Source organism: Segeticoccus rhizosphaerae, from assembly GCF_009192725.1.
Lineage (GTDB): Bacteria > Actinomycetota > Actinomycetes > Actinomycetales > Dermatophilaceae > Segeticoccus > Segeticoccus rhizosphaerae.
In genome coordinates, this window is record NZ_VOHR01000110.1 from 1 (window position 1) to 10,991 (window position 10,991).

At 68.8% G+C, this 10,991-nt stretch carries 12 protein-coding genes; 11 read left to right on the plus strand and 1 reads right to left on the minus strand.

Features of this window, described 5'->3' with window-relative positions; all coding sequences use genetic code 11:
• The first annotated feature begins 261 nt into the window (after window positions 1-261).
• The 6 genes from FRW57_RS10690 (at window position 262) to FRW57_RS10715 (ending at window position 7,077) form a co-directional block, all read left to right on the plus strand.
• Window positions 262-603: an STAS domain-containing protein gene (locus FRW57_RS10690; RefSeq protein ID WP_137120416.1), complete on the plus strand. Its 342-nt coding sequence runs from the start codon at window positions 262-264 to the stop codon at window positions 601-603.
• Between the two features lie 163 nt (window positions 604-766).
• On the plus strand, window positions 767-3,109 hold the full coding sequence (locus FRW57_RS10695; protein WP_152185981.1) for a sodium-translocating pyrophosphatase: 2,343 nt from the start codon (window positions 767-769) through the stop codon (window positions 3,107-3,109).
• A 133-nt stretch (window positions 3,110-3,242) separates the two neighbouring features.
• Window positions 3,243-4,649, plus strand: a complete 1,407-nt coding sequence (locus FRW57_RS10700) for an extracellular solute-binding protein (RefSeq protein WP_152185982.1) — start codon at window positions 3,243-3,245, stop codon at window positions 4,647-4,649.
• Entirely contained in the window at window positions 4,642-5,586 is a 945-nt protein-coding gene (locus FRW57_RS10705; RefSeq protein ID WP_137120419.1) for a carbohydrate ABC transporter permease, read from the plus strand. Before FRW57_RS10700 ends, FRW57_RS10705 begins: the two co-directional genes overlap by 8 nt.
• 137 nt (window positions 5,587-5,723) lie before the next feature.
• Entirely contained in the window at window positions 5,724-6,548 is an 825-nt protein-coding gene (locus FRW57_RS10710; protein WP_137120420.1) for a carbohydrate ABC transporter permease, read from the plus strand.
• Window positions 6,549-6,573: 25 nt separating this feature from the next.
• A complete protein-coding gene (locus tag FRW57_RS10715) occupies window positions 6,574-7,077 on the plus strand; it encodes a CinA family protein (protein WP_137120421.1) in 504 nt (167 codons plus the stop codon).
• A gap of 75 nt (window positions 7,078-7,152) precedes the next feature.
• Here the strand turns inward: FRW57_RS10715 and FRW57_RS10720 are convergent, their stop codons facing one another.
• The gene (locus tag FRW57_RS10720; RefSeq protein ID WP_137120422.1) at window positions 7,153-7,575 is read right to left on the minus strand and encodes a ChaB family protein; all 423 of its coding nucleotides are present in this window, start codon (window positions 7,573-7,575) and stop codon (window positions 7,153-7,155) included.
• Between the two features lie 358 nt (window positions 7,576-7,933).
• Here FRW57_RS10720 and FRW57_RS10725 point away from each other — a divergent pair, with 358 nt between their 5' ends.
• The 5 genes from FRW57_RS10725 to FRW57_RS10745 form a co-directional block, all read left to right on the plus strand.
• The gene (locus FRW57_RS10725) at window positions 7,934-8,506 is read left to right on the plus strand and encodes a hypothetical protein (protein WP_152185983.1); all 573 of its coding nucleotides are present in this window, start codon (window positions 7,934-7,936) and stop codon (window positions 8,504-8,506) included.
• Entirely contained in the window at window positions 8,503-8,949 is a 447-nt protein-coding gene (locus FRW57_RS10730; RefSeq protein WP_137120424.1) for a phage holin family protein, read from the plus strand. Before FRW57_RS10725 ends, FRW57_RS10730 begins: the two co-directional genes overlap by 4 nt.
• Window positions 8,946-9,515, plus strand: coding sequence for a DUF3618 domain-containing protein (locus tag FRW57_RS10735; RefSeq protein ID WP_137120425.1), 570 nt, complete (start codon window positions 8,946-8,948; stop codon window positions 9,513-9,515). The genes FRW57_RS10730 and FRW57_RS10735 overlap by 4 nt, the downstream gene beginning before the upstream one ends.
• A gap of 51 nt (window positions 9,516-9,566) precedes the next feature.
• Entirely contained in the window at window positions 9,567-10,583 is a 1,017-nt protein-coding gene (locus FRW57_RS10740; protein WP_137120426.1) for a DNA topoisomerase IB, read from the plus strand.
• 31 nt (window positions 10,584-10,614) lie between these two features.
• On the plus strand, window positions 10,615-10,991 hold a 377-nt coding region (locus FRW57_RS10745; protein WP_420853245.1), incomplete at its 3' end, for a DUF7059 domain-containing protein.

Sequence of the window (10,991 nt, forward strand, 5' to 3'; positions counted from 1 at the left end):
TGTCCCGCGGCACCCGCAGCGAGCGGCTCCTGAACGTGCTGCACGTGCAGGAGCCGCTCGCTGCGGGTGCCGCGGGACAGCCGGCGCAGCGTGCTCGTGGGGGCGGCCGCGAGGTCGCCGTCGATGTCGATGGTCATGGCTGCACCCACCGTATGTCGCGTTCGTCGCCCGCGCGCTCTAGGCTGGGCCTTGCAGCGGGGCACGCCCGCGGCCAGTGACCGACGACCTCATCTCAACGGCAACACAGGCAAGGAGCCGTCCGTGGACCTGTCCATCTCCACCGCTGACCACGGCGAAGTCACCGTGATCGCGGTCGGCGGCGAGATCGACGTCTACACCGCTCCCCAGCTGCGCGAGCGCCTCGACGAGCAGATCGCGGAGGGCCGTCGACAGTTGGTCATCGACCTGCAGGACGTGGCGTTCATGGACTCCACGGGCCTCGGCGTGCTCGTCGGTCGGCTCAAGATGGTCCGGTCGCACGAGGGCACCCTGCGCCTGGTGTGCCGCTCCGAGCGCATCCTCAAGGTCTTCGCGATCACCGGACTCGACAAGGTCTTCCAGATCTTCGACAGCGTCGACGACGCCGTCGCGAGCCTCGTCTGAGCCGCTCGCTCCCACCCCCGCCGGGAGCTCCGCGGCCCATTCATCCCGTGGCTTGTGGGCACAATTTTCTCATCCCGCCCTGTCCTCGTGTTCACTCGCCCCATAGAGTGACGGCAGCCACGCGTGCCCCACGCGTTTGGACCCTGCCCGTAGGAGGAACCGCATGCCGGGTTTGATGCCATCTGTTGACGGGAGCTCCCTGTCGCTCGGAGGAGGCAACCTGACCGTGGTCGCCGTCGTGGCGATCATCGGACTCATCGCGCTGGGGATGGGGGTGAAGTTCCGCGGGGAGGTGCTCAAGGCCGACCCGGGCACGCCGAAGATGCAGGAGATCGGCGCGGCCGTCGAGGAGGGCGCCCAGGCCTACCTGCAGCGGCAGTTCCGCACCCTGTCGATCTTCGTCGTGGTGGTCTTCTTCGTCCTGCTCGCGCTGCCCGCCGACACCGGCGGTGTGCGGATCGGCCGCTCGATCTTCTTCGTCATCGGCGCCGTCTTCTCCGCCGCTATCGGCTACCTCGGCATGAGCCTGGCCGTGAAGGCCAACGTCCGCGTCGCCTCGGCCGCGCGGACCAGCGGCCGTGACGAGGGCATGCGCATCGCCTTCCGCACCGGAGGCGTCGTCGGTATGGCGACCGTGGGCCTGGGTCTGCTGGGCGCCGGTGTCGTGGTGCTGCTCTACAAGGGCAACGCCCCCAAGGTGCTGGAGGGCTTCGGCTTCGGCGCCGCGCTGCTCGCGATGTTCATGCGCGTCGGCGGTGGCATCTTCACCAAGGCCGCCGACGTCGGCGCCGACCTGGTGGGCAAGGTCGAGGCGGGCATCCCCGAGGACGACCCGCGCAACGCCGCCACCATCGCGGACAACGTGGGCGACAACGTCGGCGACTGCGCCGGCATGGCCGCCGACCTGTTCGAGTCGTATGCCGTGACGCTGGTCGCCGCGCTCATCCTGGGCAAGGCGGCGATCGGGGAGTCCGGTCTGGTCTTCCCGTTGATCGTGCCCGCCATCGGCGCCATCACGGCGATGCTCGGCGTCTACGTCACCAAGCCCCGGGCCGGCGAGAACGGCCTCGTGGCCATCAACCGCGGCTTCTACGTGTCGGCACTCATCTCCGCGGGCCTGTGTGCGCTGGCCGCGTTCATCTACCTGCCCAGCTCGTTCGCCGACTTCGAGGGCCTGACCAACACCCAGATCGCCCAGCTCGGCGGTGACCCTCGGCTCATCGCCAGTGCGGCCGTGATCCTCGGCATCATCCTGGCCGGCATCATCCTGTGGCTCACCGGCCACTTCACCGGCACCGACAAGCGGCCCACGATGGACGTGGCCCGCACGTCCCTGACCGGCGCTGCGACGGTGGTCCTGTCCGGGATCGGGGTCGGCCTCGAGTCGGCCGTCTACACCGCGGTCATCATCGGCGCGGCCGTCTACCTGGCCTTCCTGCTCGGCATGGGCTCCACCATCCTGGCGCTGTTCCTCGTGGCGCTCGCGGGCTGCGGCCTGCTCACCACGGTGGGTGTCATCGTGGCGATGGACACCTTCGGGCCGGTCTCGGACAACGCCCAGGGCATCGCCGAGATGTCCGGAGACGTGCACGACGAGGGTGCGCAGATCCTCACCGAGCTCGACGCCGTGGGCAACACGACCAAGGCCATCACCAAGGGCATCGCGATCGCGACGGCGGTGCTCGCCGCGACCGCGCTGTTCGGCTCGTTCACCGACTCGGTGCGAGAAGCCCTGAGCACGATGACGGGTGTGGACACCTCCGGTATCAGCGCGTCGATGCTGAGTGTGGAGGTCGTCTCGCCCAACACGCTCGTGGGTGTGCTCATCGGTGCCGCGGTGGTCTTCCTGTTCTCCGGGCTGGCGATCAACGCCGTCACCCGAGCCGCGGGCGCCATCGTCTTCGAGGTGCGCCGCCAGTTCCGCGACCACCCGGGCATCATGAACTACACCGAGAAGCCCGACTACGCGCGCGTCGTCGACATCTGCACCAAGGACTCGCTGCGTGAGCTGGCGACCCCCGGCCTGCTGGCCGTCCTGGCCCCGGTGGTCGTGGGCTTCGGCCTGGGCGTCGGCGCGCTCGCCGGCTACCTCGCCGGCGCGATCGGTGCGGGCACCCTGATGGCGGTCTTCCTGGCGAACGCCGGTGGGGCCTGGGACAACGCCAAGAAGATCGTCGAGGACGGCGCCCACGGCGGCAAGGGCTCCGAGGCCCACGCCGCGACGGTCATCGGCGACACCGTCGGCGATCCGTTCAAGGACACTGCGGGGCCGGCGATCAACCCGCTGATCAAGGTGATGAACCTCGTGTCGCTGCTGATCGCGCCGGCCGTCGTGACCATGTCGATCGGCGCGGACTCGCACCAGGTGCTGCGCATCGTCATCGCCGTCGTCGCGTTGGCCACCCTGGTCGGTGTCATCACCATCACCAAGCGGCGTGACCTCGCCATCGGCGGCGACAGCGACCCCGAGGCGGCGCCGGCAGAGGGGCAGCACGTCCTGCGCTGAGCCCTTCCCCTCGGCTGGACACACCCGGACGCCCGAGCAAACGTTTCTCCCCGGAAGCGTTTCTCGGGCGTTCGGTCTGGGTACCGGGCCGGTAGTTGCTCCGACCGCGGAGCGCCACCGGAGGGAATTCACCATGAGGCATGCCCGTTCGCTACCTTTGGCCACTCTCGTCGGCCTGACGCTGACCTCGTCCCTGATGCTGTCCGCCTGTGCAGGCGTGGGCGGAGGATCCGACCAGGAGCCCACGACGAATGGCGGCGGCAGCGGCGGCAGCGGCGGCGCCAGCACACCCTCCGGGGCCCTGAAGATCATGGGCTTCTCAGGGGGCGACGAGGTGGCGAGCTCGCGCATGAACGCGTTCAAGGCCGCCTACCCGGACGTCGACGTCACCGCGAACAAGGGCGACTTCGATGCCCAGCAGTTCCTCACGGCCGTGTCCAGCGGCAACGCTCCGGACGTGGTCTACATGGATCGCAAGCTGATCGGCACGTATGCCGCGCAAGGCGCCATCGAGCCGATGGACACCTGCGTCAAGAACCAGCACATCGACACCTCGCAGTACCGAGAGGCGGCGATGCAACAGGTGACGATCAACGGGAAGGTCTACGGGATCCCCGAGTTCTACACGGTGAGCGTCAACCTGATCAACGAGAAGGCCCTGCGAGCGGCCGGACTGACCGACGCCGACGTCCAGACCAAGGACTGGGACGCGCTCAAGGCCACCACCAAGCGGCTGTTCGAGTCCGACGGCTCCAAGCTCCAGCGCATCGGCTACGACACCCACATCCCCGACGCCTTCCCCCTGTGGGCACGCGCCAACGGTGTCGAGATCATCAACAAGGACGGCTCCCCGAACCTCAACGACCCGAAAGCGGTCGAGGCGCTGCAGTTCAACATGGACATGGTCCGGATGCAGGGCGGCTGGAGCGACTACAAGGCCTTCCGCGACAGCTTCGACCTCTTCGGTGAGAAGAACCAGTTCACCAAGGACCAGCTCGTCGCCTTCCCGATCGAGAACTGGTACGTCAACGTCCTGTTGAGCTCGCGCAAGAACGGCCTGCAGCTCGGGTCGACGATGTTCACGGACAAGAAGGGGCAGCCGATCAGCATCCTCGGCGGGAACGCATGGGCCATCCCCAAGGGCGCCAAGAACGTCGCCGCGGCCTGCGCGTTCGCCAAGACGATGACGGACAAGCAGACCTGGATGAAGGCGGCTGCGGCGCGGATCGCGACCGTCAAGAAGGACAAGTCGTTCTTCACCGGGTTGTTCACGGCCAACAAGCCTGCCGACGAGGCGATCAAGGCGAAGTACCTCAAGCCGACGGGGGACAAGGGATTCGACACGGCCATCGAGAACTACTACAAGACCCTGGACGTCGCCAAGCCGCTGCCCTCCTCCCCGGTCGGCTCGCAGATCGACAACGCCTGGGCGGCCGCGGTCGAGCGGGCCCTGTCCGGCAAGATGAGCGCCAAGGACGCGTTGGACCGCGCGCAGCAGGAAGCGCAGGGGGCCTTCGACAAGGCGCCGCAGAATGGCTGAGGCGACCGCTGCCGGGCGCGTCGCGCGCACCCGGCGACATCGTCGCCGGCACCGTGACCGAGCGGGTTACCTGTTCATCCTGCCGTGGGTTCTGGGGTTCCTGATCTTCACTGCCGGCCCGATGATCGCCAGCCTGGTGCTGTCCTTCACCGACTACTCGATGATCCGGCCGCCGACCGGGGTGGGCACGGCCAACTACCGAGAACTGCTCAGCGACCCACGCGTGATGAAGTCGCTGTCCAACACCTTCGTCTACGCGGCGATGTTCGTCCCGCTCGGCACGGTGGTGGCCCTCGCGCTCGCGCTCCTGCTGCACCGGGTCGGGCGTGCGGCCGGGTTCTTCCGCACCGCCTTCTACCTGCCGGTGATGACTCCTGCCGTCGCGGCCGGCGCGATGTTCCTGCTGCTGCTCAACGGACAGCAGGGCCTGGTCAACAAGGTGCTGTCGTTCGTGGGGATCGCGGGCCCCAACTGGACGACCGACCCCAACTGGCTCAAGCCTTCCCTGGCCATCGTCAGCCTGTGGAGCCTCGGAGGCGCGGTCGTGATCTACCTGGCCGCGCTCCAGGGAGTGCCGCGGCAGCTGCACGAGGCGGCGCAGCTGGACGGAGCGGGCCCGATCCGGCGGTTCTTCGTCATCACCTTGCCGATGATCTCGGGGGCGGTCTTCTTCACCGTGATCACCCACACCATCGCCGCCATGCAGATGTTCGACCAGGCATACACGATGTTCTACGGGCCGCAGCAGAAGGCGAACGCGTCGGACGAGTCCCTCGTCTACATGGTCTACCTGTTCCAGAACGCGTTCCAGTACTTCCACATGGGCTTCGCCTCGGCGATGGCCTGGTTGCTGTTCGTCATCATCGTGGTGATCACCGTGGTCCAGGTGAAGGTGGGCAACCACTTCGTCTACTACGAGGGGGGCGAACCCAAGTGACCAGCTCTGTCCAGTCCACCCCACCCGTGGAACCCGCGCCGACGGCCACGTCACCGGGCTCGCCGCAGCCGCCGTTCGCCCCGGGAGCCGTCCCCGCGGATCCGGCCGCACGGTCGTCCTCGTCGCGGTCTGCGGGCTTGTCCTGGAGACGGATTCCCTACCTCGTCGTGCTCACCGCTGCGACGGTGGCCTTCATCTACCCGTTGATCTGGCTGATCAGCGCCTCGTTGAAGCCCAAGAGCCAGGTCTTCGACAACAAGCTGTGGCCGGAGGTGTTCCAGTGGAGCAACTATGAGAAGGTGTGGCAGGTCGCGCCCGTGCTGCGGTGGTTGTTCAACTCGGTGCTGGTCGGGGTGATGGCCGCCACGACCGTGTGCCTGAGCAGCGCACTGGTGGCCTTCGGGTTCGCCTACTTCCGTTTCCGCTTTCGTGGAGCCATCTTCGGCCTGGTCCTCGCGACGATGATGCTGCCCGGGGCCGTGACGATGATCCCTGTCTACCTGATCTGGAACAAGCTCGGGTTCGTGGACACCCAGGTGCCGCTCTGGGCCGGAAACCTCTTCGGCTCCGCGTTCTACATCTTCCTGCTGCGCCAGTTCTTCCTCGGCATCCCACGCGAGCTGTTCGAGGCCGCCCGGGTGGATGGCTGCTCCTACCTCGGCATGTTCCGTCGGATCGCACTCCCGCTGGCCAAGCCGGCCCTGATCATCGTCTTCGTCTTCGAGCTCCAGGCCAGCTGGTCCGACCTGATGAAGCCGCTGATCTACCTGCAGACCGAGGACTACTTCACCATGCCGCGAGGGCTGAAGCAGATCATCGATGCTTTCGCGCTGTCGGGTGAGTACCACTGGGAGATCGCGCTCGCGGCAACGGTCATCGCTACCGTGCCCATGATCCTGGTATTCGCCTTTGCGCAGCGCTACATCCTCGACGGCATCGCCACCTCCGCCTACAAGGGGTAGTGGTTCGATGGCAGAGTGTGTGTCCATGCCCGGACCCAGTGAGCTGAACGAGGAATCGAGGGAGGTCGCTGCCGCGATCTCGACGGCCGTGCGCCGCACCGGTGCGCGGGTGGCCGCCGCCGAGTCGCTGACCAGCGGGGCGATCGCCAGTCACCTCGGGGCGGCGGAGGCGGCCTCCGACTGGTTTGCCGGTGGGGTGGTGGCCTACAGCCGGCAGGTCAAGTTCTCGGTGTTGCACGTCGAGCCGGGGCCGGTGGTCACCGAGGCCTGCGCACGTCAGATGGCGCGCGGGGTCCTGGACCTGCTGTCCGCAGATGTGGCCGTGGCCGTCACCGGCGCGGGTGGCCCCGATCCGGAGGAGGACATGCCGCCCGGAACGGTCTTCATCGCCGTCTGCTCAGGTGGGGACGTCAGGGTCGAACAACACCGCTTCGACGGTGATCCCGAGCAGGTGGTGCGGGACACGACGCTCGGCGCGCTGCGGTTGCTGCGCGCCGAGGTCGAGGGATCCTCCCGCCACAGCGGCTGAGTCGGCGCCGCGGAGCGCCTCGCCGGTCCTGAAGGGCGCGAAGGCCTCTCGACGCCCTTCAGGGCCCGACTGTCCTCAGGACGATCGAGCCTGGTCGGACTTGCGGTTGTTGGCCCTCTCGATCGCCTTGACCAGCTCCTTCTTGGACATGGTGGAGCGCCCGGGGACCTTCAGCCTCTTGGCCAGGTCGTAGAGGTGGCTCTTGCTGGCGTTCGCATCGACGCCGCCGGCCGTGTCGGCCTTCGTGCCTCGTCCACCTGCTGCCTTGGCGTCCGAGGGCCCCTTGCGCTTCTTGGGCTCCCAGTGGTCGCCGACCTTCTCGTGGGTGTGCTTCAGGGCGGCATACGCCACCCGGTGGGCGCGCTCGCCTTCGCCGTATTCCTCGGCTGCCGAGTCGTGTGCTTCGGCAAAGGTGCGTTGCGCCTTGGCGTCCGAGCGCTGCAGCGTGCTCGGCAGCTCACCCTTCTTCGGCTTGCCGCTCTTCGTCGTCTTGGGCATCGACCTCGGCCTCCTTCGCCATCCTTGGGATTCGGGTACCCGTCACTTGCGTCCAACAAACCCCGAATCCGCCCAAGATAACGGGTTTCGGCCGAGAGGTGGGGGGTAAATGGGGGTCTCCGAGGGGTGACCCAGCGAAGGAGACGGTCTGATGACAAGTGACTACGGCGAGCAAGGATTTCCCGACGACCCGGTTCGGGGGACCGGGGTACGGCCCCCAGCGAGCTCTGCGGGAGTGCCCCCGACCCCATCGGTGGAGGAGCCTCCACCCACGTCGGGACAGGTGACGGACGGTCCAACGGTTGGTCGGCCGCTGGGCTCCGAGCAGGTGGGCGGCGGTGACCGCGGGACGAAGGAGGTGGCCAGCGACGAGGCGAGCGACGTGAAGCGGCATGCTCAGGAGGGCGGCCAGCGCGTGGCCGATCGGGCCAAGGACGAGGCGCGCAACGTCACGGGGGAGGCCGGGCGCCAGGCACAGGACCTCTGGCGCCAGACGCGGGCGGAGCTGACCGACCAGGCCGGGCACCAGCAACAGCGCGTCGCGGGCGGCCTGCGTGAGCTCGGCGACGAGTTGGGTTCGATGGCAGACCGGTCCGAGCAGAACGGTGTCGCGACAGACCTCGCGCGCCAGGGATCGAGCAAGGCCCATGAGCTGGCGGGCTGGCTGGACGGACGTGACCCGGGCAGCCTGCTCGAGGAGGTCAGGGGATTCGCCCGGAGCAAGCCCGGCACCTTCCTCGCGGTCGCGGCCGGACTCGGCTTCGTCGCCTCGAGGATGGGCCGCGGCCTGGCTGCCGAGCACCAGGACCAGAGCTCCTCGGGTCAGTCCACGAGCACCGGTGTGCCGGCGAGTGGCGCATCGGCCGAGAGGCCGGCATATCCGGCCTATCCCGCGGCCGACGAGGCCGTCCGAGGTGGCCAGGTGCCATGACCCAGAGCCACGAGACAGGCGAGCGACTCGGTGCCCAGCCCGGTGGCGAGCCCCCCGGCCGACCGTTGAGCGACGTCGGTGAGTTGGTCGGCCGCATCGGCAACGACCTCTCGACCCTGGTGCGCCAGGAGGTCGAGTTGGCCAAGGCGGAGGTGCGGGAGTCCGCCAAGAAGGCCGGCAAGGGCGCCGGCATGTTCGGCGGGGCCGCCCTGGCGGGTTACATGGTCCTGCTCTTCGGATCGGTGGCCGTGTGGTGGGCCATCGGCACACAACTGGGCCTGGGGTGGTCGGCGTTGATCGTGGCGGCCATCTGGGCCGTGATCGGAGCCGTTCTCGCCGCCCGAGGGCGCCAGGAAATCAAGCAGGTCAAGGGAATCCCGCGCACCACGGAGACGGCGCGCGACATCCCCGACGCACTCAAGGGAAACGAGGAGATCCGATGAGCAACGACCCGGAGCAGATCCGCCAGGACATCGAGCGCACCCAGAGCAACCTCAGCTACGACGTCAACCAACTAGGGGAGACCGTGCGGCCCGGCAACGTGGCCCGCCGTCAGGCGGGGAAGGTCGGCGGTGCCGCCACCTCGCTGCGGGACAGGGTCATGGGCACCGGATCGAGCATGCAGAGCTCGGCGTCCGACGCTTCGGATCGGGCCAGCGAGGCCCAGGACCGGGCCAGGAGCGAGGTCAGGGGCAACCCCCTGGCGGCGGGCCTCGTCGCCTTCGGCGTCGGTGCCGTGCTGGGTTCGCTGCTCCCGGCGAGCGATCGGGAGCAACAGGCCGCCGTGGCGGTGAAGGATCGGGCGGCTCCGGTGGTCGACGAGGTGAAGGAGGTCGCCAAGGAGACCGCGGAGGATCTGAAACCCCGGGCCAAGGAGGCCGTGCAGGCGACCAAGGAGCAGGCGGCGGACTCGGCGCAGAACGTCAAGCAGGAGGGCCAGCAGACCGCGGAGGACGTCAAGGGAAGGGCGCAGGAGGCCAGGTCCAACGTCCAGCAGTCTCGCGACTGATCGGTCCGGGCGTCCTCCGGCGGGCCGGAGCGCAGGGAAGGGAGGGCAACGGTGCGCCTACGGCGCAGTGACCCCAACGAGCCCGGCCTGCGGAGACGGCGGCGCGGCAAGGGCTGGTCCTACACCGATGTGCAGGGCCAGCCCGTCGACGAGGCGACCCGCGAGCGGATCACGGCACTCGTCATACCGCCGGCGTGGCAGGACGTGTGGATCTGCCCCCATGCCACAGGACACATCCAGGCGGTCGGGACCGACGACGCCGGGCGTCGGCAGTACCTCTACCACGACCAGTGGCGGCTCGAGCGCGACGAGGCCAAGCACGATCGGGTCCTGCGGCTGGCCCGGCGCCTGCCCGAGATCCGTGCCACCACCGAGTCCGACCTGCGCGCACGGGGACTCGGGCGAGACCGGGTGCTCGCGGCTGGCCTGCGGATGCTGGATCACGGCGTGTTCCGGGTCGGTGGTGACCAGTACGCGCAGGAGCACGGCACGCAGGGGGTCGCGACCCTCTCTCGCGACAACGTGCGGGTCAGACGGGGCGAGGTCATCGCCGAGTTCACCGCGAAGGGCGGCCTGGAGCGAGTCGTGGTCCTCCCGGATGCGCTGCTCGCCAAGACGGTCACGGCGCTCAAGCGCAGCCGGTCCGGGATGGAGCGGCTCCTGGTGTTTCGCGAAGGTGACGGTTACCACGAGGTGCACGCCGAGGATCTGAACGAGCGGTTCAAGGAGCTGGCGGGAGAGGACTTCACCGTCAAGGACCTGCGCACCTGGCAGGCCACGGTGGTCGCGGCGGTCGAGCTGGCGCAGGTCGACCTCCCGCGGTCCAAGACCGGGGTGCAGCGGGCCGAGCGCGCTGCCATGGAGCAGGTGGGGGAGCAGCTCGGCAACACGCCGGCGGTGGCCCGTCGGTCCTACGTCGACCCTCGCGTGGTCGACGGGTTCGAGGACGAGGTGACCATCGAACCGGCTCTGGACCGCATCGGCGTCGAGGCGGTGGACGATCTCGCCGACCCCGACACCCGGCTGGCGGTCGAGCGATCGGTCGTGCGGTTGCTCACCCGCCGCTGAGCTGGCCGAGTCGGGTTCTAGGGTGACGGCCATGGCCACGGACACGCCGACCGATCCGCCCGGGCCTCCATCGCGGCCCGGCAGCGCGCCCCCGCCACACCCGGACCCCGCACGGGTCGCCTCGTTGCGGGCCGACCTCGATGCCGCGGGCTTCACCGTCGAGGGACTGACCGAGCTGCTCGGCCCGACCGCTGCACGAGCCCTGCGTCGCGAGCAGCGGCTTCCCGCCGATCTGGCCACGGGACAGAACCTTTCGCCGGCCGCGACGCTCGTGCGACTCTTCGCGCTCGGCCTCCCGGTCGACCCGGACCGGCTCGCCACCGCCCTCCCGCGGCTGGGCGTCGCAGGCCTGACCGACCTCGGGCTCGGCGCCGTCGAGGGCGGCTCGGTCCACGCCCGGTGCGACCT